Genomic DNA, 24,304 nt, shown 5'->3' with positions numbered 1-24,304 from the left:
CCGCGCGACAACAGTCAAATGACTGAAATCGCGCCGATCGCCGTCGATAACACCGGTGAGGAAGTCCCCTCCTCGCGCGCGCCGCAGCTGGAGCTGTCCGAGGCGTTGATGAACTCGCCCGAGCGCTTCATCAACCGCGAGCTGTCCTGGCTGGCCTTCAACGGGCGTGTGCTGGAAGAAGCCGCCAACGAGGGCCATCCCCTGCTGGAGCGGGTGCGCTTTCTCTCCATCTCGGCCAACAACCTGGACGAGTTCTTCATGACCCGCGTGGCAGGCCTGAAAGGTCAGGTGCGCGAGCGCGTCCGCGTCGTCTCGCCCGACGGCCTGACGCCCGCCGAACAGCTGGAACAGGTCAACGCCGCGGCCGGGGGCCTGATGGCCGAACAGCAGCGCCGCTGGCGCGTCCTGCGCAAGGAAATGGCCGCCGCAGGCATCGAGGTGGTCGAGGCCGCCAAGATCACCCGCACCGAACGCGAGCGGCTTGAGCCGGAATTCCTCAATCAGTTGTTCGCCGTCTTGACGCCGATGGCGATCGATCCCGCCCACCCCTTCCCCTTCCTGCCCAACCTCGGCTTCTCACTGGCGCTGAAGCTGCGCCGGAACAGCGACCACCGTGTCCTCTACGCGCTGGTGCCGGTGCCAACCCAGGTGCGGCGCTTCTGGGCCCTGGCCACCGACGGCCGTTCGGCGCCGGGCCGCAAGCGTTACGTCTCGCTCGAGAACATGCTGCTGCTGTTCATCGACCACCTCTTCCCAGGCTGCGAAATCCTGGAGAAGGGCCTGTTCCGCCTGATCCGCGACTCGGACATCGAGATCGAGGAGGAGGCCGAAGATCTGGTCATGGAGTTCGAGGAAGCGTTGAAGCAGCGCCGCATGGGCTCGGTCGTCCGCATCAAGATCCAGGCCTCCATGCCCGAGGACCTGCGCGATTTCATCATCGCCGAACTGCACGCCCAGCCGCAGGACGTGGTTCTGGTGGAGGGGATGCTTGGGCTGGCGCAACTGGCCGAACTGATCCCCGGCGGGCACCCGGACCTGAAGTTCAAGGGCTATGAGCCGCGTTACCCCGAGCGGGTGCGTGACAACGGCGGCGACATCTTCGCGGCGGTTCGCGAAAAGGACATGCTGATCCACCACCCGTTCGAGAGCTTCGACGTGGTGGTCCAGTTCCTGCGACAGGCCGCGCGCGATCCCAACGTCATCGCCATCAAGCAGACGCTGTACCGCACTTCCAAGGACAGCCCCATCGTCGCCGCCCTGATCGAGGCGGCCGAGAACGGCAAGAACGTCACCGCCCTGATCGAGCTGAAGGCGCGCTTTGACGAAGAGGCCAACCTGCGCTGGGCGCGGCAGATGGAACGGGCCGGCGTCCACGTCGTCTTCGGCTTCGTGGAATACAAGACCCACGCCAAGCTGAGCGTGGTGGTGCGGCGCGAGGGCGACGCCCTGCGCACCTACTGCCACTTCGGCACCGGCAACTACCACCCGACGACGGCCAAGATTTACACCGACCTCAGCCTGTTCACCTGCAACCCCGTCCTGGGTCAAGACGCCACGCGGGTGTTCAACTACATCACCGGCTATGCCGAGCCGGATGAGCTGGAAGCCCTGGTCGTCTCGCCGCTGAACATGAAGACCAGCCTGCTGGAAATGATCGGCAAGGAGATGTCCGCCGCCGCCAAGGGCAAGCCCGCCGCCATCTGGGCCAAGATGAACGCCCTAGTCGATCCGGAGATCATCGACGCCCTGTACCGCGCCAGCCAACAGGGCGTTCGCATCGAACTGGTCATTCGCGGCATCTGCTGCCTGCGTCCCGGCGTGCCGGGTCTGTCGGAGAATATCCGGGTCAAGTCGATCGTCGGCCGCTTCCTGGAGCACAGCCGCATCGTCGCTTTCGCCAACGGCCACGACCTGCCCAGCAACAAGGCCAAACTCTACATCTCGTCCGCCGACTGGATGCCGCGCAATCTGGATCGCCGCGTCGAACTGATGACGCCCATCCTGAACGCCACGGTCCATGATCAGGTGCTGGATCAGATCATGGTCGCCAACCTGAAGGACGACGCCCAGAGCTGGACCCTGGCCGCCGACGGGACCTATCGCCGTGTCACGCCCTCCGGTCCCGAACGGCCCTTCTCGGCCCACAAGTACTTCATGACCAATCCCAGCCTGTCGGGCCGCGGCCGCAAGGTGAAGACCCTGCCCGGCGCCCTGTCCTACGCAGGGCTCAAGCCCCGGAAGCATCGCTGATGGGCGTCGAGGCCGAATACCCCTCGCGCCAGATCGCCGTCATCGACATCGGCTCCAACTCGGTGCGTCTGGTCTTGTATCGGCTGGAAGGCCGGGCGGTCTGGACCATGTTCAACGAGAAGGTCCTGGCCGGTCTGGGTCGAGATCTGGCCGCGACCCGACGCCTGTCCGTGCCCGGCGTCGTCGCGGCTATGACGGCGCTGCGCCGCTTCGCCGCCGTCATTGAGGGCGTCCAGCCGGACCAGACCATCATCGCCGCCACCGCCGCCGTGCGCGAGGCCGAGGACGGCGCCGACTTCTGCGCCCGCGTGGCCGCAGAGACTGGGCTGCAGGTCCGCGTCCTCAGCGGCGAGGAGGAAGCCCGCTATTCAGCACTTGGCGTTCTGGCCGGCGCCCCTGGCTCGCAAGGCGTGGCAGCCGATATGGGCGGCGCGAGTCTGGAGCTGACCCGGATTGGCAACGGCGGACGCAACCGTCCGCTGGACAAGGGCGTGACCCTGCCGCTAGGCCCCTTCTCACTGGTTGACCCCAAGGGATTCGACGTCGACCGCCTGCGCACCCGTATCGCCAAGCGGCTGGCCCCGGTCGCCGACGCCTACGCCACGACCGAACTGCACGCCGTCGGCGGGGCCTGGCGCAGTCTGGCCCAGATGCACATGGCCCAGACGGACCATCCGCTGCGGATCGTCCACGAATACGCCATGAGCGCCGCTGACGCGCGCGATCTGGCCCGATTGGTGGCGCGTCAGTCCAAGGCCTCGCTGGAAAAGCTGCCGGGCGTGTCCAAGCGCCGGGCCGAGACCCTGCCCTACGCCGCCCTGGTGCTGGACGGACTGATCGAGGCCTTGGGCCTGAGATCCATCACCTTTTCCGCCTGGGGCGTGCGCGAGGGTCTGCTCTACGCGGGCCTTTCGCCCGAGATGGCGGCGGTCGACCCCCTGCTGGCCGGCTGTTCCGCCTGGGGCGGACGGCAAGGCGTGGACCCGGCCCTGCCGCGCGCCCTGGACGGCTGGCTTCAACCGGTCGTCTCGGCCATGCCCGAGGCCTTTGGCGAGGAGCGCGACGCCCTGCTGACCGCCTCGGTCTGTCGTCTGGCCGACCTCGGCGCCCGCTTGCATCCCGACCACCGGGTGGATCTGGTCTTCGATCAGGTGCTTCGTTCGCCCATTCCGGGCCAGACCCACGCCGAGCGAGCCTTCCTGGCGGTGGCCATGAACGCCCGTTACGGCGGCGAGGCCAAGACGCCGTCGCCGGACGCCGTCGATCGTCTGCTGTCGGCGCCTGGCCAGAAGCGCGCCCGCGCCCTGGGCCTGGCCATGAGGCTGGCCTGCGACCTGTCGGGTCGCTCGCCGCAACTGCTGGCCAACGCCGCAGCCACGGTCGAGAAGGGCGCGCTGCGGATCACCGCCGCCGAGGGCTACGCCGACATGCTGCTGGGCGAACAGACCCGCCGCCGCGCCAAGGCCCTGGCCGAAGCCATGGGGCTGGCGCTGAAAATTTAGAGGAACGCCTCTCCCTCCCCTTCATGGGGAGGGTGGTCGCGTAGCGACCGGGTGCGGAGGGCCGGGCGATACGGGGCTGGTCGCTTGAATAGCCAAGCCGCCCCCACCCGGCTTCGGCTATGCCTCAGCCACCCTCCCCCTAAGGGGGAGGGAGAATTCCGAGACCTAGCCTTCGATCTCGACCACTTCGACCCGCGAGCCGTTCAGCACCAGGGCGATCTCGCCCTTCTTGAGCTTCAGGGCGTCGTCGCCGAACAGCTGACGGCGCCAGCCCTTCATGGCTTCGACGTCGGCGTTGTCGTCATTGGCGATCTTTTCCAGATCAGCGACGTTGGCGATCAGCTTGGTGGCCACGCCAGCGTTGTCGCTCTTGGCCTTCAGCAGAACCTTCAACAGTTCGACCACCGAGGGCGGGGCCGGCTGGCTGTGGGCCGGGCGCTCCAGCTTGGGCGCATGGGCTTCCGGGTCGGCCAGGACGCGCTTCAGCTCGGCGGCCAGTTCCAGACCCAGGCGCGAACCGCCAAAGCCCTTGGGCACCGAACGCAGGCGGTTGAAGGCTTCGGGGTCGGTCGGGGCCTGGACCGCGATCTCGTCGATGCCCTCGTCCTTCAGGATGCGGCCGCGCGGCTGGTCGCGTTCCTGGGCCGCGCGCTCGCGCCAGACGGCGGTGGCGACGAAGGCGGCCAGGTATTTGGCGCTGAACTTCTTGGGCTTCAGCCGCTTCCACGCGTTCTCGGGCGTGGTGTCATACAGGGCCGGATCGGTCAGGGCGCCCATTTCGGACATGACCCAGTCCAGACGGCCTTCCTTCTGAAGCCGATCGCGCAGCTTGGGATAGAGGGCCGCCAGGTGGGTCACGTCGCCCAGGGCATAGACCAGTTGCGCGTCCGACAGCGGGCGACGCGCCCAGTCGGTGAAACGGCTGCCCTTGTCCAGTTCCTGGCGCAGCATCTGGCGGACCAGCTGTTCATAGCTGACCTGATCGCCGAAACCGGCGGCCATGGCGGCGACCTGGGTGTCGAACATGGGTTTGGGCATAGCGCCCAGGCGGTTGAAGATTTCGACGTCCTGACGGGCGGCGTGGAAGACCTTGATGATCGATTCGTCGCGCAGCAGGGCGAGGAAGGGCTCCAGGTCCAGATCCTCGGCCATCGGGTCGATGATGGCGGCGTCCGTGGGCGAAGCGGCCTGGATCAGGCACAGCTTGGGCCAGTAGGTCGTCTCGCGCATGAATTCGGTGTCGACCGTGATGAACGGGGCCTTGGCCAGGCGTTCGCAGAAGTCGATTAGCGCGTCATTGGTGGTGATTGGCGTCATTCCGATGCTATAGCCCCGCGCGACGCCGTCGTGGCAAGAGCGCTGCGACAGATTTTCGCCCCCGATTTCGAGCCGTGACCGATGAGCGACACCCCCGAAGCCCTGAAAAACGGCCTCACCTACGCCGATGCGGGCGTGGATATCGACGCCGGAGAAATGTTGGTCGACGCGATCAAACCTCTCGCCAAGTCGACGCGCCGCCCCGGCGCCGAGGCTTCGCTGGGCGGATTCGGCGCCCTGTTCGACCTCAAGGCCGCCGGTTTTGAAGACCCGCTGATCGTCACCACGACGGACGGCGTCGGCACCAAGCTGAAGATCGCCATCGAGACCGGCCGTCATGACGGCGTGGGCGTCGATCTGGTCGCCATGTGCGTCAACGACTTGCTGGCCCAGGGTGCCGAGCCGCTGATGTTCCTGGACTACTACGCCACCGGCAAGCTGGACGTGGACGCCGCGCGTCGCGTCGTCGCCGGCATCGCCGAGGGCTGCCGCCAGTCGGGCAGCGCCCTGGTGGGCGGCGAGACGGCCGAAATGCCGGGCATGTATTCGGGCGGCGACTATGACCTGGCCGGATTCTCGGTCGGCGCGGTCGAGCGCGGTCAGGTCCTGCCCTATCTGGACCAGCAGAAGGCCGGCGATATCATCATCGGCCTGGCCTCCTCGGGCCCGCACTCGAACGGCTATTCTCTGATCCGCAAGGTGGTCGAGAAGTCCGGCCTGGCCTGGGGCGACGACGCCCCCTTCGCCAAGGACTGCTCGCTGGCCCAGGCCCTGATGGAGCCGACCCGCATCTATGTGAAGCCCGTCCTGCCGCTGATGAAGGCGGGTCTGGTCAAGGGCGCGGCCCACATCACGGGCGGCGGCCTGATCGAAAATCCGCCGCGCTGCATCGCCGAGGGCCTGCAGGCCGCGTTCGACTGGAACGCCTGGGCTCTGCCCCCCGTCTTCGAATGGCTGGGTCAGGTAGGCGGCATCTCCGACCATGAACTGCGCCGCACCTTCAACTGCGGTGTCGGCTTCATCCTGATCGTCTCGCCGGAAAACGCCGAGCCGGTCCTGGCCGCCCTGCTGAACGCAGGCGAAGAAGCCTTCATCTGCGGACAGCTGGAAGCCGCCTGAGCTTCCCCCGCCTGAAACGACAAAGGCCCCGGTCGCGAGACCGGGGCCTTTTTCTTTGGCACTGTTGTCAGCGAACCCCGCCGTTCTGGGTCTCATCGTAGAACTTCGCCAGATCGACGTGCAGTTCCTCCAGCGCCTTGCGGCTCGTGTACATCATGTGTCCGCCCTCATAGTAGGTGAACTCCAGGTTCTGGCGCAGCTTGGGCTCCAGCATCATCTGGGCCAGGTCGAACTCGGTCGAGAAGAAGGGCGTGGCGGCGTCGTAATAGCCGTTCAGCGCCAGCACCTTCAGATGCGGATTGCGCCGCATGGTCGTGGCCAGGTCGACCGCCGTGTTCGGCGTGGTCTGCGGACCACCGACCGGCGGACGGTGGCTCCAGTTCCAGTTGAAGCCCGGCAGGCCGCGCGCCGACTGGCGATAGTCCATGTCGGTGCGGAAGTTCAGCGTATTGGCGATGTAGTCGTTGAAGACGCCGAAATAGGCCCCGGTGATGGCGCTGCTCGACGGGTCTTCTTCCGGCTCGCCGCCCACGGCGTCGGCGTCCATGCCCAGATAGCGGGTGTCCAGACGGCCGATGGTCTCGCGACGATCGCGCAGCAGCTCCTTGCGGAACGGCGACAGCTCGACCCGCAGGTTGGCGTTGTCGATGAAGGTCGGCGAGACGCCGATCAGTTCGCTCATCTGCTGGGCGATCTGGGCGCGTTCGGCGTCCGAGATCATGTGCCCCTTGGCCAGGGCCGCCGCATAGGGGCCCATGGCGAAGTCGCGGGCGCGTTGGACGTGAGCCTCGACCGTGGCCGGACGGTTCGGCACCTTGTTGTGATACCAGGCCGTCGCCGCATAGGTCGGCAGCAGGGTGATGAAGTTCTGAGCATAGCCCGGTTGGCGCACGCCATAGTTCATGATCGACGACAGCAGGATGACGCCGTTCAGCGACATCCCCCGGCTTTCCAGCTGATGCGCCACCGCGCCCGTGCGCAGGGTGCCGTAGCTCTCGCCCAGCACGTACTTTGGGCTGGACCAGCGGTTGAACTTGCTCGTGTAGCGCATGATGGCGCGGGTGAAGGCGTCAGCGTCCTGATCCACGCCCCAGAAGGTCGAACCCGGCGTTTCGGCCAGGGGGCGCGAGTAACCGGCGCCGACCATGTCGATGAAGACCAGGTCGGTTTTGTCCAGCAGGGTCATGTCGTTGGGGCCGACGTTGAACGGCGCCGGGCGCTCGACCACCGGGTCGTCCGTCAGCACCCGCACCGGGCCGAAGGCGCCCATGTGCAGCCAGACCGTCGGCGAGCCCGGCCCGCCGTTGTAGAGATAGGTCACCGGGCGGCGGCCGACCGGCTGACCGTCCAGGGTGTAGGCGACGTAGAAGAGGCTGGCCGTCGGCATCCCGGCGTCGTCGCGAATGGTCAGGGTGCCGGCCGTGGCCTTGTAGCGCATAGCGCGGCCGTGGGCGGTGATCGAATGGCTGGTCGTCACCTCCTTCTCTTCCGGCGTGGCGCGAGCCCAGTTGCGCTCGACCTGCTCGGCATTGGCGTTGCGCAGGCGGTCCGAAGCCGAGCGAACCGGGCCGGAACCCCCGCCGGAGGCTTCCTGAGCCGTGGAAACCATCGGCACGGCCAGGATTGCCGCAGCACAGGCAGCAGTAAGCAGATGACGCATTTTGAAACTCCCCCTCACGCGCCGGACAGCCCGGCGGCGGGACGCTAACGCCAAGCGGGGCCGTCCGGCAACGGACTTTATGACGCCCTGATCAGCGGCATGGGCTTGCCAAGAGGCGACGACGGTCGCATCCCTCCCGCCTCCCCGATCCGTCGCCCGAGCCGCTCCATGACTGAAACCCGCAAGCCCAAGACGCGCGTGGCGGTGCTGATCTCCGGCTCCGGCTCGAACATGGCCTCGCTGATCGCCGCAGGTCAGGCCGCCGACGCCCCTTATGAGGTGGTGGTGGTCGTTTCCAACATCGCCGACGTGGCGGGGCTGGAGAAGGCCCGCGTCGTCGGGGTGGAGGCCCTGACGGTCGAGCACAAGGCGTTCGGCAAGGACCGCGAGGCGCATGAGCGCGCCATCGACGCCCTGCTGGTCGAGCGGAACGTCGAGGTCATCGCCCTGGCCGGCTACATGCGCCTTCTGACGCCCTGGCTGGTGCAGAAGTGGGGGGGGCGGATGCTGAACATCCACCCGTCGCTGCTGCCTCTCTATCCCGGTCTGAACACCCACGCCCGCGCCATTGAGGCCGGCGACGCAGAGGCAGGCTGCACCGTCCACGTCGTGACTGAAGGCGTTGATGAAGGCCCGGTCCTGGGTCAAGCCCGCGTGCCGATCCTGGCGAGCGATACGGCTGAGACCCTGGCCGAGCGGGTCAAGACTGCGGAGCATGTGCTGTATCCGCAAACACTGGCGGCTTTCGTCGCGCGCTAGGGCGACGTCCACCTTAACGATTTTTAATGCGACAGGCGGTCGCAGGCAGGAGCAGTTTCCCCGCGAACGATCGGATCGGTCCAGCCTGAGTGGACCGGCGACCGCTTGATGTTTCCACATGGGAAGACCCGATGTCCAAGACCCGCCTGATGGGCGCCGCCGGCCTGGCGCTCGCCCTCGCGCTCTCCGCCCAAGCCGCCTCGGCCCAGAACGCCCACGCCGGCCACGCCGCCGCTGCTGCGGCTGACGCCCCGCAAATCCACCCCTGGGGTTTTGACCTGAACGGTCGCGACCTGGCGGTGAAGCCGGGCGACGATTTCAACGAATACGCCAACGGGACCTACCTCAAGAACACTGATATCCCCTCGGACAAGGCCCGCTTCGGCCCGTTCGACGTCCTGTACGAGAACGCCCAGAGCCAGCTGAAGTCGATCATCGAAGCCAGCGCCGCCAACCCGACCAACGCCAATGCGCAAAAGGTCGGTGCCCTCTACGCCAGCTTCATGGACGAGGCCCGCGTCAATCAACTGGGCGCCCAGCCGCTGGCCGCCGATCTGGCCGCCGTGCGAGCCGTGACGGATCACAGCGGCATGGCCCGCCTGATGGGCGAAAGCCACGCCGGCTTCGGCGGCTCCCTGTTCGGCGTCGACGTGTTCGAGGACCTGCAGAACCCCAACCTCAACTCGGCCTATATGGGCCAGGGCGGTCTCGGCCTGCCCGATCGCGACTACTACCTGAAGGCCGACTTCGCGCCTCAGCGTGAGGCCTATGTCGCCTACATCACCCGCGCCCTGACGGCTGCGGGCTGGTCGAACCCGGCTCAGGCCGCCGCCGACATCCTGGCCTTCGAAACCAAGGTGGCCGAAAAGCACTGGACCACGGTCGAGCGTCGCCAGATCGACAAGATCTACAACCCGGCCTCGACCGCTGACCTGGCCAGGCTGGCCCCCGGCTTTGACTGGACCGCCTTCCTGCAAGGCGCCCAGATCGCTGATGTGCCGACCGTCGTCCTGATGGAAAACACCGCCATCCCGGGCATCGCCCAGGTCTTCGCCGACACCTCCCTGGACACGTTGAAGGCGTGGGAAGCCTTCCAGATCGTCGATCAGGCCGGCCCCTACCTGTCCGACGCCTTCGTGAACTCGCGCTTCGAGTTCCGCGGCAAGACCCTGCGCGGTCAGCCCGAGAACCGTCCGCGCTGGAACCGCGGCGTGGCCCTGGTCGACGGCCAGCTGGGCGAGGTGCTGGGCCAAGAGTACGTCCGCCTGCACTTCCCCGCCTCGTCCAAGACCCAGATGGAGGCCCTGGTCGCCAACCTCAGCGCCGCCATGACCGAGCGACTGAAAAACCTCGACTGGATGAGCGAGCCGACGCGCGAGCAGGCCCTGCTCAAGATGTCCAAGTTCGGCGTAAAGATCGGCTATGCGGACAAGTGGCGTAGCTATGACGGCCTGGAGCTGTCGGCGACCGACCTTTACGGCAATGTCGAACGCGCCTCGGCCTTCGACTGGGCCTGGAAGCGCGGCAAGATCGGCAAGCCGGTCGATCCGCTGGAATGGGGCATGACGCCCCAGACGGTGAACGCCTATTACAACCCGCCGCGCAACGAGATCGTCTTCCCGGCCGCCATCCTGCAGCCGCCCTTCTTCGACCCCAACGCCGATCCGGCCGTCAACTATGGCGGCATCGGCGCCGTGATCGGCCACGAGATCACCCACGGCTTCGACGATCAGGGCCGCAAGTCGGACGCCAACGGCGTGCTGCGCGACTGGTGGACGCCGGAAGACGCCGCCCGCTTCGAGGAACGCGCCAAGGTTCTGGGGGCCCTCTACGACGCTCAGGAACCTGTTCCCGGCGTCCACATCAACGGCGCGCTGACGATGGGCGAGAACATCGCCGACCTGGGCGGCCTGCTGATGGCGCTGGACGCCTATCACCGCAGCCTGAACGGCCAGCCGGCCCCGGTCATCGATGGTCTGACCGGCGACCAGCGCGTCTTCCTCGGCTGGGCTCAGGTCTGGCGCGAGAAGTCGCGTGAGGCGGCGCTCAAGGAGCAGTTGACGACCGACCCGCATTCGCCGGGCGCCGCCCGCGCCGCCACCCCGCCGCGCAACATCGACGCCTGGTACGCCGCCTTCGGCGTCACCCCGGATCAGGCGGAATACATCGCCCCTGAAAGCCGCGCCCGCATCTGGTAAGCGGCGCGTCCGAATAGCGAACGCGAAAACGGCGTCAGCTTCGCAGCTGACGCCGTTCTTCTATCTGGAAGGCCCGGGCGAAATCAGTTCGGCTTCTTGGGGGTCGTAACGGCGCCTGCAACCGCACCGATCGCGGCGCCGGCGACGGTCGCGCCCGTATTGCCGCCGATGGCCTGGCCGGCGACAGCGCCGCCGAGAGCGCCCGAAGCCGCACGTTGTTCCGTAGTGGTGCCGCAGGCGGCCAGAAGGCCCAAGAGGCCGATGGCCGGCGCCAGTTTGAGGATCGTCTTCATGGCGGTCTTCCTTGGTGGCTGAACAGGTAACAGGACCGTGAAAACGAAACGGCCCGCCTCCGGTTCCGGAGACGGGCCGTCTTTATGCTCTCGCTAGGCCGCGCAAGGGCGGCCTATTCAAACCTTAGCCAACGATGTCGGCGTCGGTGAAGAACTGAGCGATTTCGATGCCGGCGTTTTCCAGCGAGTCCGAACCGTGGACCGAGTTCTCGCCGATCGACAGGGCGAACAGCTTGCGGATCGTGCCTTCAGCGGCGTCGTTCGGGTTCGTGGCGCCCATGACTTCGCGGTACTTGGCGACGGCGTTGTCGCCTTCCAGCACCTGGACGACGACCGGCTCGGCGATCATCTGGCCGACCAGTTCGCCGTAGAAGGGACGCTCGGCGTGCACTTCGTAAAACTTCTTGGCCTGGGCTTCGGTCAGCTTGATGCGGCGTTGACCGACGATGCGCAGGCCGGCGCCTTCGATCACGGCGTTGATGGCGCCCGTCAGGTTGCGGCGCGTGGCGTCGGGCTTGATGATCGAGAAGGTACGTTCGGTCATGGGAAGTGACTTCTTGTTTGGGAGTTTGAGGGTCGGCGGCTTATAGCGAGCGCCGCACATCTTTCCAATATCCCCGCGCGTAAGCCTTTTTCTTTCCGGTTCCCATGCTGCAGATCAAAAACCTGACCTACAATGCCTGGGGCCGCGAGTTCCTGGACGACGCCTCCGTCAGCCTGCCCCCAGGGTCCAAGGTCGGTCTGGTCGGCCGCAACGGCATCGGCAAGTCGACCCTGTTCAAGCTGATCCTCGGCGAACTGGCCGCCAACGGCGACGAAATCTCCCTGCCCAAGACCGCGCGCATCGGCTCGGTCGATCAGGAACATCCCGCCACGCCGGTCAGCGTGCTGGACACCATTCTGGAAGCCGACATCGAGCGCCACGACCTGCTGACCCGGCTGGAGACCGCTGAACCGGAAGAGATGGGTGAGATCTGGGGCCGCCTGATCGAGATCGACGCCGACAGCGCCCCGTCGCGCGCCTCGGAAATCCTGGTCGGCCTGGGCTTCAGCCAGGACGACATGCACCGCCCGATGGCCGAGTTCTCGGGTGGCTGGCGAATGCGCGTGGCCCTGGCCGCCGCACTGTTCGCCGAGCCGGACATGCTGCTGCTGGACGAACCAACCAACTACCTCGACCTGGAAGGCGCCCTGTGGCTGGAGCAGCGGCTCAAGCGCTATCCGCACACGGCCCTGATCATCAGCCACGACCGCGAGCTGCTGAACGGCGTCTGCACCCACATCCTGCAGCTGTCGAACCGCAAGCTGGACCTCTACACTGGCAACTACGACACCTTCGAAAAGACGCGGGCCGAGAAGCTGCGCCTGATGGAGGCCAACAAGTCCAAGCAGGACGCCGAACGCGCCCACCTGCAGAAGTTCATCGACCGCTTCAAGGCCAAGGCCTCCAAGGCGACCCAGGCCCAGTCGCGCGTCAAGCGGCTGGAGAAGATGCAGCGCATCGAGCTGCCGCCGGAAGAGCGCGTCGCCCCCTTCACCCTGCCGTCGCCGGAACGTCCCCTGCCCCCGCCGCTGATCCGGCTGGAGAAGGCCAACGTCGGCTATGAGCCGGGCAAGCCGATCCTGAAGAACCTGAACCTGCGGATGGACCTGGACGACCGCATCGGTCTGCTGGGCGTCAACGGGGCGGGCAAGTCGACCTTCGCCAAGCTGATCGCCAAGGCCCTGACCATCGAGACGGGCGAGTTCCACCGCGACGGCAAGATGCGCGTGGGCTGGTTCCACCAGCACCAGATCGAGGCCATGGACCCGACGGACACGCCGCTGGAGATCATCCGCCGCGCCATGCCGGACGCCTCGGAGAGCAGCCGCCGCAGCCGTCTGGCCCAGTTCGGCCTGCCGTTCGAGAAGCAGGAGACCACCGTCGGCTCCTTGTCGGGCGGCGAGCGGGCGCGCCTGCTGCTGAATCTGGTGGCGATGGATGCGCCGCACATCCTGATCCTCGACGAACCGACCAACCACCTGGACATCGACAGCCGCCGCGCCATGCTGGACGCGCTCAATGAATATACGGGCGCGGTCATCCTGATCACCCACGACCGCTCGTTGATGGAACTGGTGGCCGACCGCCTGTGGCTGGCCGCCGACGGATCGGTGAAACCCTTCGACGGCGACATGGACGACTATCAGAAGTTCGTCCTGGACCGCGCCAAGCAGGCGGGCATGAAGCCGACCCAGGTGCGCGAGGAGGTCACGGCCTCCGCCCCGACGCCCGCCGCTGCGCCCAAGGTCGAGAAGAAGAAAGGTCCCTCGCCGTCCACCCTGCGCCATGCGGTTAAGAAGGCCGAGGATCGCATGTCCCAGTTGACCGCCGACCTGGCCCGTCTGGACGACGATCTGGCCAACGCCGCGGTCAAGGACCCGAAAAAACTGGAGGGCCTGACGCGCGCCCGCGCCAAGACCCAGGCGGAGCTCGATCAAGCCGAGGCCGAGTGGATCGCCGCCGAGGAAGCCCTGGCGGAGGTCGCATGACGAAGAAGCAGCCTTCTTCCGTCCTGACACGTGAAGAGTTGCAGGAGGCGGCCAGCCGTCTGCGCGCCTATCTGCGCGATGACATGGAAGTCGAGGTCGGCCAGCTTCCCGCCGAAATGTTGGTCGAGTTCATTGAGCGCGACGTCGGTCGGCTGTTCTACAATCGCGGTCTCCGCGACGCCGAGATCGTGGTCCGTCAAAAGGTCGAGGACGTCGCCGACGCCCTCTACGGCCTGGAGCGCTGAGGCCTTTCCATATCGACGTTCTACGTGAATCACAGCACCTAGACGCTGCTCGCTTGAAAGGACGCCGACATGAACCACCTGTTCGCCGCGATGACGCTCGCGTCCGCGCTGATCGCGCTCCCCGCCCTGGCCCAGGACGCGACGCCTCAGCGTTACGCGGTGGAGCTGCAATTGATGGAAGCGGGCAAGGAGGTGGTTCTGGCCAGCACCTTCGTCGCGGTCGGCGGCACGGCGAACCTGACCCTGAACGGCGACCAGGATGCGCTTGATTTCAACACCACCGTCTACGCCCAACAGGGTGACGGCGCCGAAGATATGCTCGTCACCGAGGTGAACCTGTTCCGCAACGGCGAGGAAATCGCCGCCCCGCGCATGATGATGCGGCGCGGCGGCACGGCCCGTTATGAAGTCGGGACCGAGGGGGCGGACGTGGTCCGGGTCACGGTCAAGCCCGCCCCCTGAATCACGTCAGCCGCAGCTGACGCGCGTCACGACCTCGGTCTTGTCGTCGTAAGTGAAGTTCACGCGGTTATCGCGATAGTCCATGGTCGCCGCGCAGCTGCTGCACAGGACGCGGAAGATGCGGCCGCGCGGGGCGGCGGCGGGAATGGTCGAGCGATTGCGGCCGACATATTCCTGATAGTCGCCAGCCTTGCAGGCCACAGGCGTCGGTTCAGCCCCCGGCGCCGCATCATGGGTAGGAGCGCAGGCAGAGAGCGTCACAGCGCCCGCAAAAGCCGTCAGCATCACGATCGTCTTCATGGCGTTCCTCTTTGTTCCGGGCTTAGCCGCAGCTCACGCGCTCGACGATGCCGGTTTGCTGATTGTAGAAAATATTCAGGCGGTAAGGCGAATAGTCTTCAGTGACGGGACAGGTGGTGCAGGCCACCCGACGGTTCACCACGTCCACCGGAACGGGAATCTCGGTCCGCGGTTTCCCGACCACCCACTGCAGTTCGCCCGCCTTGCACATGTCGGCGTCGTTCTGAGGCAGGCGTGTGCCGACCGGCTGGTTCTGACGCGCCTGCTCAACGATGCGGGGCGCGGTCGGCGTGGGAGGTGACGAGGAGCAACCGGCGACCGTCAGCAGCCCCAAGGCGCTCAGGGAGACGATCAGGCCGCCTTTTCCCAGCGCCCTTCGTCCGTCTGTTTCCAGTAGGCCAGGTTGGCGTTGGCCGCCTTCAGCGTGCGCCAGCGCTCGCGGGCGTGCTGCAACGCCTGTTCGTTTCGACCGTCGAAAATGATGAAGCACCGCTCGTACCCTTCCGTGGCCCCCAGCTCTGACTCATCGACGATGAACAGCGCCTGAGCACCATTCAGGTTCTCGCCTGATTCGGACAGAAGGATGGGCTGACGGGCCGCGTGAGGCTCCGACGCCAGACCGTGCGGCAGGAAGCTGTCGGCGCGATAGGTCCACAGGTGCTCGTCGATGTCGTCGAGGCGGTGCGAGACCGCCCCGCGCACGAGGGCGCGCCAGCCCCGCTGGAGGGTCTTCTCCAGCAGGCCCGGCAGCACCTGATCCAGCGTCGAGCGCTCCAGGTGGTAGAACCAGATTTCCGGCTTTGCGTCAGACACCCGGCCCTACCCTCTGAATGCGTCGGATCAGGCTTCGTATTTGTCGGCGACCATGCGGTCCAGCAGACGCACGCCATAGCCCACGGCGCCGTCCGGCACGGTCGGGTTGCGGCTGTCCTTGACCCAGGCGGTCGAGGCGATGTCGATGTGCGCCCACGGCACGCCGTTGGTGAAGCGCTGCAGGAACAGGGCGGCGGTGATCGAGCCGCCGGCGCGGCCGTTGCCGGTGTTCTTCACGTCCGCGATCGGGCTGTCGATGTGACGCTCATAAGCGGCAGGGATCGGCAGGCGCCAGACATTCTCGCCAACCTTGGGACCAGCAGCCAGGATGCCGTCAGCCAGGTCGTCATTGTTCGAGAAGACGCCGGCGTATTCCAGACCCAGCGAGATGATGATGGCGCCCGTCAGGGTGGCCAGGTCGATCATGAATTTCGGCTTGAAGCGCTCCTGCGTGTACCAAAGCGCGTCGGCCAGCACGAGGCGGCCTTCGGCGTCGGTGTTCAGGACTTCGACGGTCTGGCCCGACATCGACACGACCACGTCGCCCGGACGCTGGGCCTTGCCGTCAGGCATGTTCTCGACCAGGCCGAGGACGCCGACCACGTTGACCTTGGCCTTGCGGCCCGCCAGGGCGTGCATCAGGCCGGCCACGGCGGCGGCGCCGCCCATGTCCCACTTCATCTCTTCCATGCCGTCAGCCGGCTTCAGGCTGATGCCGCCGGTGTCGAAGCAGACGCCCTTGCCGACGAAGGCGATGGGGGCCTCGCCTTCCTTGCCGCCGTTCCACTGGATGACGGCCAGCTGGCTTTCACGCTCCGAGCCCATGCCGACGCCCAGCAGGGTGTGCATGCCCAGCTTTTCCATCTCGGCTTCGCCCAGGATCTCGACCTTGGCGCCCAGGGCTTCCAGTTCCTTCACACGGCGCGCGAACTCGGCCGGATACAGGACGTTTGCCGGTTCCGACACCAGGTCGCGCGAGAACAGGACGGCGTCGGCCACGGCCGACAGCGGCTGGAAGGCGGCTTCGGCGGCGGCGGCGTCCGAGGTGACGACGCGAACCGTCGTGACCGACGGAATCTTGTCGGCCTTCTGCTTGGTCAGATATTTGGCGAAGCGGTAGGCGGCCAGGCGCACGGCGAAGCCGACGCGAGCGGCCTGTTCGGCCGACAGGTGCGCCGCGTCGATGGTCAGGACTTCGGCGCCAGACAGTTTGGCGGCGTGATAGGCGGCGGCGGCGGCGGTCTCGACCGCCAGATCGTCGAACTTGTCAGCCGCGCCCGCGCCCACCAGCAGCACCGAATTGGCGTCGACGCCGGCCGGGGCCGCAACGGCGAGATTGGTGTTCGCGGCGCCGGTGAAACGGCTGTTCGCCATGGCCTTGGTCAGTGCGCCCGAAGCGGCGGCGTCCAGGGCAGAGCCCGTACCGGCCAACGCACGGCCTTCGTGGACCAGAACGGCAAGGATTTGAGCGGCGCTGGGGGAAGCGACGAACTCGATTTTCATGAAACCTACTCCAGGCCAGGGTTCCATGCCCCGGTCGTGCTTGAATCAGACATAACGCTGCGGCTGTTCCACCGTCGCGTTGGGATGTGTATTACATGGCCCGCATCGCTCGCGGCTGCAACTCGCTCGCCCCCGAAACCCTTTCTTTCCGACCATGACGCTGATTCAAGGCTACCTCTTTCGCCAGATCGGCCTGCCCGTCGTGGCGGCGTGCGCGGCGCTGGCCGGAATCGGGCTGCTGAGCCAAAGCCTCGACCAACTCGAAGTCATAGTCGAGCGCGGCCAGAGCATCTGGGTCATGGCCAAGCTGACCCTTCTGGCCCTGCCCCAATTGATCGCGGTCATCCTGCCCATCGGCCTGTTCGTCGGCGCCCTGATCGCCCTGACCCGATTGCAGCGCGAACAGGAACTGACCGCCGCCTACGCCGCGGGCGTCAGCCGCTGGTCCCTGATCCGGCCGGCGATCCAGATCGCCGTCATCATCGCCGTGGTCGCCCTGATCACCAATGTCTTCGTCCAGCCCTGGGCCCAACGCGAGGCGCGTCGCCAGGCCTTCGCAATCCGCACCGACCTGGCCGCCCTGCTGGTCGAGGAAGGCCGTTTCGTTCAAGGCCCCGGCGGCCTGACCGTCTATGTCCAGCAGATCGAGCAAAACGGCCTGCTGAAGAACCTGTTCGTCTATCTGGACAACGGCAAGACGGTCACGACCTGGGACGCCGATTCCGCCCGCTTCGGTCGCGTCGACGGCCTGCCGGTCCTGACCATGCAGAATGGCTCCATGCAGCGCTACTCCTCGCGCGACGTTCTGAACCAGCTATCGTTCGACCAGCAGGTCTTCGACCTCTCGCCCTACACCAAGACGACGGAGCGCATCCGCTTCAAGCCGTCGGACCTGTGGCTGACAGAGCTGCTCGACCCGACGCCCGCCCTGCTGGAAAGCGCTGGCACGCGCGGCGAACTTCTGGCCGAGGCCCATTCACGGCTGGCGTCGCCCCTCTATGCACTAGCGGCCATGGCCCTGGCGCTGACCGCCATCCTCGGCGGGTCCTTCAGCCGAACCGGCTACAGCGGTCGCATCGCCAAGGCGGCGGGCGTCTTCCTAATCGTGCGCGTGTTCGGCTATGGGCTGGTCGCGGCCAGCGCCTGGAACGGCGCATTGAACCTGCTTCAATATCTGCTGCCGCTCGGTGTCAGTTTCCTGGCCCTGCGCCTGCTGTTCCGCGCACTCAAACCGCATCGGCGACGTAGTTGGGCGCCCTATGAACGTTTCAAGGCGAGGTTCGCATGAGGATCCGTCTCGGCCGCATCGAACGCTATGTGCTGATCCAGCAACTGCGCGCCCTGGCCGTCGCCCTGGCCGTCATTTCCGCCCTGGTGATGCTGATCGACTTTGTCGAGGTGTCGCGCGGGCTAAACTCATCCGGCGAACTGTCCAGCGCCCGCATCTTCGGCCTGGTGCTGCTGAAGTCGCCCAGCGTCGTCATCCAGTTGCTGCCCTTCGTCTTCCTTTTCGGCACCCTGGCGGCCTTCGTCGGCCTGAACCGGCGCAGCGAACTGATCGCCATGCGCGCGGCGGGCGTTTCGGCCTGGCGATTCGTACTGCCGGCCGCAGGGTGCGCCCTGGTGCTCGGCGTCCTGACCGTCACCGTTTTCGGCCCCATGGCCGCGGCCGGCGACGGGCTGTGGCAGCGTGAACGTGGCCGCATCTCCGGCACCTCGCCCGGCGCCGAAACCCAGCAGGCCGTCTGGCTGCGCGAAGGCGACGCCGCCCGCCAGATGATCATTCGCGGCGAACGGCAGGACCCGGCCAGCGGGCGGCTTCTGGACGCCAGCTTCTTCATCTACACGACCACGGCCAGCGGTCGTCGCACCTTCACCGAGCGGATCGACGCGGCCACGGCCTCGCTGACGGCCGGACGCTGGCGCCTGACCGACGCAACGGGCGCCCAGACGGGCCAGCGCGCAGTTCGCTACGCCACGCTCGACCTGCCCTCGAACCTGGCGGACAAGGAGGCCTTCCAGCGCTTCGCCCGGCCGCAATCGACGCCCTTCTGGTCGCTGCCGAACCAGATCCAGCGAATCGAGGACGCAGGCTTCGCCTCGACCGCCTATCGCCTGCGCCTTCAGCAACTGCTGGCCACGCCGTTGATGTTCGCCGCAATGTCGATACTGGCCGCCGCCTTCTCGCTGCGTCTGATGCGGCTCGGCGATCTGGCGCGAATGGCGGTGGCGGCCGTGGTGCTGGGCTTCGCCTTCTTCTTCGTGAACCAGTTTTCCTCAGCCATGGGCTCGGCCGAAGTCGTGCCGCCGGTTCTGGCCGCCTGGCTGCCGCCGGTGCTGACGGCGCTCGCCGCCTTCACCTTGCTGTTCTATACCGAAGACGGCTAATCGGACGGTTTCCGGTCGCCCGGCAAAGAGTGGATTCCGCATGAGTGATCGCCGCAAAATCCGTGAGGGAGCCCTGCGCGCCCAGCTCCTGGCCGGTGCGGCCGTCGTCGCCTGCCTGCCGGCCCTGCCCGCGATGGCCCAGATCGCCGCGGCGCCTGCCCCGGCGCCGACCACCCAGAACGCACCTGGAGCCGACGGCCTGACGCCCGACAGCCTCTATGTGAACGCTGACGCCGCAAGCCGCGAGGGCGACGTCGTGAGCGCCAACGGGACGCCCAACAATCGCGTCTACGCCCGGACCCGCGACCACAGCATCCGCGCCGAGGAGGTCACCTACGATCTCAAGACCGGCGTCGCCACCGCCGCCGGCCACGCCGAAATCGCAGCCCCTGACGGTACGGTCGTCCACGCCAGCCGCATCGAACTGGATGCGGACCTCAAGGCCGGCGTCGCGACCGATCTCGCCATGCGCCTCGCCAATGGCGCCAGCCTGATGGCGGCGACGGCGGTGCGCCGTTCCGAGAACGTCAGCGAGCTGAACCGCGTCATCTTCACCCCCTGCCCGATCTGCGACGTGAACGGGCCAAAGCAGCCCAGCGTCTCGATCCAGGCCGACAAGGCGGTGCAGGACCAGGACCTGCGCGCCATCCTGTATCGCAACGTCGTCTTCCGCGTCGGAGGGGTGCCGGTCTTCTACTTGCCGGCCTTTGCTCACCCCGACCCCAGCGTCGAGCGGGCGTCCGGCTTCCTGATTCCTTTCCCGGATTTCGATGAAGGCCGCGGCGCCTCTCTGGAGGTTCCCTACCTTCACGTCGTCTCACCGTCCGAAGACTGGCTGATCAGTCCGCAGATCAACACCAAGATCGCGCCCTTCCTGAACGCTCAGTGGCGTCGACGCTTCGACAGCGGCACGCTGGTCGTGCGCGGCGGCTACACCTATGAGCGCGATTTCGGCGATTTCGACCAGGACGGCGACGGCGACGCTGAAAGCAATGTCCGCTTCGGCGACCGCACCAATCGCAGCTATCTGCTGGCGCACGGCAAGTTCGATCTTCAAGGGCCGTGGCGCTGGGGCTTCACGGCCGAACGCACCTCGGACAAGAGCCTTTTCGACCGTTACAACGTCCGGGACACCTATCAGGACAACGGCCTCTATTATGGCGACCGTCGCCGCCTGATCAGCCAGATCTACGCCGAACGGCAGACCCAGAGGTCCTATCTTTCGGTCGCAGCCTTCTCGATGCAGAGCCTGCGGGTCGCGCAGTTTGACCCAGTCACGCCGGCCCTGAACATCTTCGAGGACGACAAGACCCTGCCCTTGGTCGCCCCGCTGATTGACGCACGATGGGAAGCTCAGAATCCCGTGTTCGGCGGCCGACTGCGCCTGAGAGGCTCCGCCGTCGCCCTGTTCCGCGACGCCTATGTCGGCTCCCCCACCCTGCCGCCGGAGCTGATCCCCCCCGGCCCGACCGACGGCTTGCCCGGCGTCGACAGCCGACGCATGACCGGGCAGGTCGACTGGCGCCGCACCTTGATCTCGCCGATGGGGCTGCGCTGGGAGCCCTTCGTGGACGCCCGCCTCGACGTCTATTCGGTCAATGACCTGCCGCCGATGATGGGCGTGAACTCGGACGTCTTCACGCGCGGACGCGCCAGCGCCGGGGTGGATGTCAGCTACCCGCTCTATCGCCGCCTCAGCGCCGAAGCCGACCTGATCCTGGAACCGATGGCCCAGTTGTCAGTGTCGAACGACGCCGACCTGGATCGCCGCATCCCCAACGAGGACAGTCAGACGCTGGAACTGGACCACAGCTCCCTGTTCCGCATGGACCGCTTCCCCGGCTACGATTTGCTGGAAGGTGGAGTTCGCTTCACGGCCGGCGCCCGCGCCACCCTGCGCTGGGACGACAAGCGTTCGGCCAGCCTGTTCATCGGCCGCAGCATTCGCGCCGACGATCAGAACGAGTTCCTGACGCCGATCCCGGACGATCCCGCGCGCCTCTACGACCCCTCCGGCCTGGCCGACCGCACGTCTGACTGGGTGGTCCAGGCGACCTTTGCTCCGTCCGACCGCATCCGCGGCTGGGCGCACGCCACCATCGACCCCAACGGCGACGTTCGCCGCGCGGAAACGACGGTTGACGGACGTTGGGGACGCCGCAACCAGGCCAGCCTGAGCTACATCATCGACCGCTCCAACCCGGTCAGCGGCCCATTGGACCGCAACTACGAGTTCGTCCAGTTGTCCGGCCACCAGTTCGTCTATGGCAACTGGGGCGTGGCGGTGAACGGCATCGCCGATCTGGAACGCGACATCATCACCCGCTCCGAAGTCGGCCTTCTGTTCGACGACGATTGCTTCCGCGTCGAGCTGGGATGGCGTCGCGACAACACCCGGGTGCGCCCGACCGGTCCCTCTGAAGGGGTCTATATTCGACTTAACCTCGCCACTTTTGGAGGTTCAGGCTATTGAACGCGATGATATGCGCTAAGCATGGCGTACAGGGGCGCGCGCCCTCCACGGCTCGGCATCGTCAATGACGCTGCTGAACGGGGGACGAGACGGCTTTAGGGAATCAGGACTGACGATGCGTTTGATGCGTTACACGACGGGCGTGGCCATGGCCGCCCTCATGGCCGGCACGGCTGTCGGTCAGTCTGCGGCCCAGACGGCCCCGACCCAACCGGCGCCTGCCGCCGGGACGCTGAACCCGGCCGCCGAGGAAGCGCCTCAACGCGCTGCGGCTGCTCCGCAGTTCCGCCTGTCGGACGGCATCATCGCCACCGTCAACGACCGGATCATCACCGGCTACGACCTGCGCCAGCGGATGCTGGTCGTCATGGCCATGGCCCAGGTCCAGCCCACGGAAGAAAATATCGGCGCCATCCAGCAGCAGGCGCTCAACGACCTTATCGAACAGCACCTGCAGGCCGCCGAGATCGCCAAGTTCGAATCGCTAAAAATCAGCGATCAGGAAGTCGATGAAGAGATCGCTGGCATGGCGCGCGAGGCCGGCACCACCGGCCCGAATTACATGGCCTTCCTGGAACAGGGCGGCATCCGTCCCCAAGCCTTCCGCGAGCAGCTGCGCACCGAGATCGGCTGGCGTGAACTGGTCGGCGGTCGCTTCCGCGATCGCGCCAAGGTGAGCCGCACCCAGGTCGACCAAGCCATGCGCCAGCTCACCGAGTCGGCCACCAAGCCCCAGTATCTGGTCGGCGAGATCTACCTCGAAGCCAGCCGTGTCGGCGGTATGCAGGAAGCCATGAACGGCGCCCGCCAACTGGTTCAGCAGATGGTCCAGGGCGCGCCCTTCATGGCCGTCGCCCGCCAGTTCTCGGCCGCGCCCTCAGCCGCCCGCGGCGGCGACGCCGGCTGGGTGGTCCAGGGCACGGTTCAGCCCGCGCTGGAGCAGGCGATGGCGGCGCTCGAGGTCGGCCAGCTTTCCAACCCCATTCCGGTCGATGGCGGGGTCTACATTCTCTACATGCGCGACAAGCGCTCCGGCGCGGCCACCAGCCTGGTTCAGATGAAGCAGGTCATGATCGAACTGCCGGAGACCGCCAGCGAAGCCGACGTGGCCGCCGCGACCCAGCGCCTCGAGACACTGCGCAGCGGAACGACCTGCGACAACATCCTGCAACGCGCCCGCGCCGAGCAAGGCATGCAGGGCGCCGACCTGGGCGAAAGCGACGTGGCCAACCTGCTGCCGCAGTTCCAGCAAGTCGCCCGCTCGGCAGAGGTCGGTACGGTCAGCAGCGTCGTGCGCACGCCGCTGGGCGTGCATATCCTGGCGGTCTGCGGTCGCCGCCTCGGCGGCCCCGAAGCGCCCTCGCGCCAGCAGGTCGAATCCCGCCTGCAGAATCAGAACTACGCCATGCTGGGCCGCCGCTACCTGCGCGATCTGCGAGCTGACGCCCTGATCGAAATCAAGCAAAGATGACCGGACGGCCGCTCATCGTCACGATGGGCGACCCCGCCGGCGTGGGGCCGGAGATCATCGCCAAGGCGTGGCCGGTTCTGGCCACGCCGCCCGGCCCGCTCGACCCCATCACGCCCTTCGTCGTCATCGGCGACGCCGACGTCCTGGCGTCCCAGGGCACGCCGGTCGAGCAGATCTTCAGCCCGTCCGACGCTCGCGGAGTCTTCGGTCGCGCCATCCCGGTTCTGCACCACCCGGCACCCGCCAAGGTCACGCCGGGCAAGCCCGATCCCCACAACGCGCCCGCCGTCGCCGACTGGATCGAGCGCGCTGTCGATCTGGTCATCTCGGGCGAAGGCGGAGGCGTCGTCACGGCCCCCATCGCCAAGGCGCCGATGTATGCGTCCGGCTTCCGCTTCCCCGGCCACACCGAGTTCATCGCTGAACTGACCGCCGACATGCCGTTCAGCGGCACGCGCGGCCCGGTCATGATGCTGACCGCCAAGGATCTGCGCGCCTGCCTGGTGACCATCCATGTCGCGATCGATCAACTGCCCGAGCTGGTGACCGCCGACCGCGTCATGCGCGTCGCTCGCGTCGTGCATGAATCCATGAAGCGGGATTTCGCCATCGCTGCCCCGCGCCTGGCCATGGCCGCTCTGAACCCCCATGCGGGCGAAGGCGGTTCGATCGGCCTGCAGGAAGTCGAGGTCCTGCGCCCTGCCGCCGCCGCCCTGCGCGCCGAAGGGCTGAACATCACCGATCCCCTGCCCGCCGACACCCTGTTCCACGACGAGGCTCGCGCCCGTTACGACGCCACGATCTGCCTCTATCACGATCAGGCCCTGATCCCGGTCAAGACGCTGGACTTCTGGGGCGGGGTGAACGCCACCCTCGGCCTGCCCATCGTCCGCACCTCGCCTGACCACGGCACGGGCTTCGACATCGCCGGCAAGGGCATCGCCCGCGCCGACAGCTTCATCGCCGCCGTGCGCCTGGCTTCAGAGATGGCGGCGGCGCGCGCCACGCGCTAAGGCGTG

21 protein-coding genes are annotated in these 24,304 nt (G+C 66.8%); 13 read left to right on the top strand and 8 right to left on the bottom strand.

Annotated elements, in window-relative coordinates; translation table 11 throughout:
- Positions 1–18: 18 nt before the first annotated feature.
- Complete coding sequence (locus ACI2KI_RS00975; protein ID WP_404616988.1) at positions 19–2,250, top strand: RNA degradosome polyphosphate kinase; 2,232 nt, start codon at positions 19–21, stop codon at positions 2,248–2,250.
- Positions 2,250–3,752: a Ppx/GppA family phosphatase gene (locus ACI2KI_RS00970; protein WP_404616986.1), complete on the top strand. Its 1,503-nt coding sequence runs from the start codon at positions 2,250–2,252 to the stop codon at positions 3,750–3,752. Before ACI2KI_RS00975 ends, ACI2KI_RS00970 begins: the two co-directional genes overlap by 1 nt.
- Positions 3,753–3,917: 165 nt before the next feature.
- On the opposite strand, the gene rnd is transcribed toward ACI2KI_RS00970, so the two are convergent.
- Entirely contained in the window at positions 3,918–5,069 is a 1,152-nt protein-coding gene (gene rnd, locus ACI2KI_RS00965) for a ribonuclease D (RefSeq protein ID WP_404616984.1), read from the bottom strand.
- A gap of 81 nt (positions 5,070–5,150) precedes the next feature.
- Here rnd and purM point away from each other — a divergent pair, with 81 nt between their 5' ends.
- On the top strand, positions 5,151–6,188 hold the full coding sequence (gene purM, locus ACI2KI_RS00960; protein ID WP_292082553.1) for a phosphoribosylformylglycinamidine cyclo-ligase: 1,038 nt from the start codon (positions 5,151–5,153) through the stop codon (positions 6,186–6,188).
- Between the two features lie 67 nt (positions 6,189–6,255).
- On the opposite strand, the gene ACI2KI_RS00955 is transcribed toward purM, so the two are convergent.
- Positions 6,256–7,848, bottom strand: coding sequence for a S10 family peptidase (locus ACI2KI_RS00955; protein ID WP_404616981.1), 1,593 nt, complete (start codon positions 7,846–7,848; stop codon positions 6,256–6,258).
- Between the two features lie 168 nt (positions 7,849–8,016).
- Here ACI2KI_RS00955 and purN point away from each other — a divergent pair, with 168 nt between their 5' ends.
- The gene (gene purN / locus ACI2KI_RS00950) at positions 8,017–8,607 is read left to right on the top strand and encodes a phosphoribosylglycinamide formyltransferase (protein ID WP_404616979.1); all 591 of its coding nucleotides are present in this window, start codon (positions 8,017–8,019) and stop codon (positions 8,605–8,607) included.
- Between the two features lie 131 nt (positions 8,608–8,738).
- Complete coding sequence (locus ACI2KI_RS00945) at positions 8,739–10,805, top strand: M13 family metallopeptidase (RefSeq protein WP_404616977.1); 2,067 nt, start codon at positions 8,739–8,741, stop codon at positions 10,803–10,805.
- Positions 10,806–10,888: 83 nt separating this feature from the next.
- Here the strand turns inward: ACI2KI_RS00945 and ACI2KI_RS00940 are convergent, their stop codons facing one another.
- A complete protein-coding gene (locus ACI2KI_RS00940; protein WP_404616975.1) occupies positions 10,889–11,098 on the bottom strand; it encodes a glycine zipper 2TM domain-containing protein in 210 nt (69 codons plus the stop codon).
- 124 nt (positions 11,099–11,222) lie between these two features.
- Positions 11,223–11,642: a nucleoside-diphosphate kinase gene (gene ndk / locus ACI2KI_RS00935; protein ID WP_292082548.1), complete on the bottom strand. Its 420-nt coding sequence runs from the start codon at positions 11,640–11,642 to the stop codon at positions 11,223–11,225.
- 104 nt (positions 11,643–11,746) lie between these two features.
- Here ndk and ACI2KI_RS00930 point away from each other — a divergent pair, with 104 nt between their 5' ends.
- The 3 genes from ACI2KI_RS00930 (at position 11,747) to ACI2KI_RS00920 (ending at position 14,337) form a co-directional block, all read left to right on the top strand.
- Positions 11,747–13,630, top strand: a complete 1,884-nt coding sequence (locus ACI2KI_RS00930) for an ABC-F family ATP-binding cassette domain-containing protein (RefSeq protein WP_404616973.1) — start codon at positions 11,747–11,749, stop codon at positions 13,628–13,630.
- Positions 13,627–13,875, top strand: a complete 249-nt coding sequence (locus tag ACI2KI_RS00925; protein WP_404616971.1) for a DUF2164 family protein — start codon at positions 13,627–13,629, stop codon at positions 13,873–13,875. Before ACI2KI_RS00930 ends, ACI2KI_RS00925 begins: the two co-directional genes overlap by 4 nt.
- A 69-nt stretch (positions 13,876–13,944) precedes the next feature.
- A complete protein-coding gene (locus ACI2KI_RS00920; RefSeq protein ID WP_313103801.1) occupies positions 13,945–14,337 on the top strand; it encodes a hypothetical protein in 393 nt (130 codons plus the stop codon).
- A gap of 6 nt (positions 14,338–14,343) precedes the next feature.
- Here ACI2KI_RS00920 and ACI2KI_RS00915 read toward each other — a convergent pair whose 3' ends face one another.
- Genes ACI2KI_RS00915 through ACI2KI_RS00900 form a run of 4 tightly spaced genes read right to left on the bottom strand, consistent with a single transcriptional unit; the run spans position 14,344 to position 16,953 of the window.
- Positions 14,344–14,637, bottom strand: a complete 294-nt coding sequence (locus tag ACI2KI_RS00915) for a hemolysin (RefSeq protein ID WP_404616969.1) — start codon at positions 14,635–14,637, stop codon at positions 14,344–14,346.
- A gap of 22 nt (positions 14,638–14,659) precedes the next feature.
- Positions 14,660–14,971, bottom strand: coding sequence for a hypothetical protein (locus ACI2KI_RS00910; RefSeq protein ID WP_404616967.1), 312 nt, complete (start codon positions 14,969–14,971; stop codon positions 14,660–14,662).
- A gap of 17 nt (positions 14,972–14,988) precedes the next feature.
- Positions 14,989–15,450, bottom strand: coding sequence for a DNA polymerase III subunit chi (locus tag ACI2KI_RS00905; RefSeq protein WP_404616965.1), 462 nt, complete (start codon positions 15,448–15,450; stop codon positions 14,989–14,991).
- Between the two features lie 27 nt (positions 15,451–15,477).
- Positions 15,478–16,953 (bottom strand): leucyl aminopeptidase, encoded by a 1,476-nt coding sequence (locus ACI2KI_RS00900; protein ID WP_404616963.1) that lies wholly within the window; start codon positions 16,951–16,953, stop codon positions 15,478–15,480.
- Positions 16,954–17,107: 154 nt separating this feature from the next.
- On the opposite strand from ACI2KI_RS00900, the gene ACI2KI_RS00895 reads away from it, so the two are divergent.
- The 5 genes from ACI2KI_RS00895 to pdxA all read left to right on the top strand — a co-directional run bounded on the left by ACI2KI_RS00895 (position 17,108) and on the right by pdxA (position 24,298).
- Positions 17,108–18,241, top strand: a complete 1,134-nt coding sequence (locus ACI2KI_RS00895) for an LptF/LptG family permease (RefSeq protein WP_404616961.1) — start codon at positions 17,108–17,110, stop codon at positions 18,239–18,241.
- Positions 18,238–19,341 carry an LPS export ABC transporter permease LptG gene (gene lptG / locus ACI2KI_RS00890; RefSeq protein WP_404616959.1) on the top strand — a complete coding sequence of 368 codons (1,104 nt, stop codon included), beginning with the start codon at positions 18,238–18,240 and terminating at the stop codon, positions 19,339–19,341. Before ACI2KI_RS00895 ends, lptG begins: the two co-directional genes overlap by 4 nt.
- A gap of 40 nt (positions 19,342–19,381) precedes the next feature.
- Positions 19,382–21,814 carry an LPS-assembly protein LptD gene (locus ACI2KI_RS00885; protein WP_404616957.1) on the top strand — a complete coding sequence of 811 codons (2,433 nt, stop codon included), beginning with the start codon at positions 19,382–19,384 and terminating at the stop codon, positions 21,812–21,814.
- A gap of 124 nt (positions 21,815–21,938) precedes the next feature.
- Positions 21,939–23,285 (top strand): peptidylprolyl isomerase, encoded by a 1,347-nt coding sequence (locus tag ACI2KI_RS00880; protein WP_312062066.1) that lies wholly within the window; start codon positions 21,939–21,941, stop codon positions 23,283–23,285.
- Complete coding sequence (gene pdxA, locus ACI2KI_RS00875; RefSeq protein WP_404616955.1) at positions 23,282–24,298, top strand: 4-hydroxythreonine-4-phosphate dehydrogenase PdxA; 1,017 nt, start codon at positions 23,282–23,284, stop codon at positions 24,296–24,298. Before ACI2KI_RS00880 ends, pdxA begins: the two co-directional genes overlap by 4 nt.
- The last annotated feature ends 6 nt before the right edge of the window (positions 24,299–24,304 follow it).

It is taken from the genome of Brevundimonas sp. NPDC046655, from assembly GCF_044901625.1.
Taxonomy (GTDB): domain Bacteria; phylum Pseudomonadota; class Alphaproteobacteria; order Caulobacterales; family Caulobacteraceae; genus Brevundimonas.
Note: the sequence above shows the minus strand (reverse complement) of the source record. Positions and strands in the feature narration are given on the sequence as shown.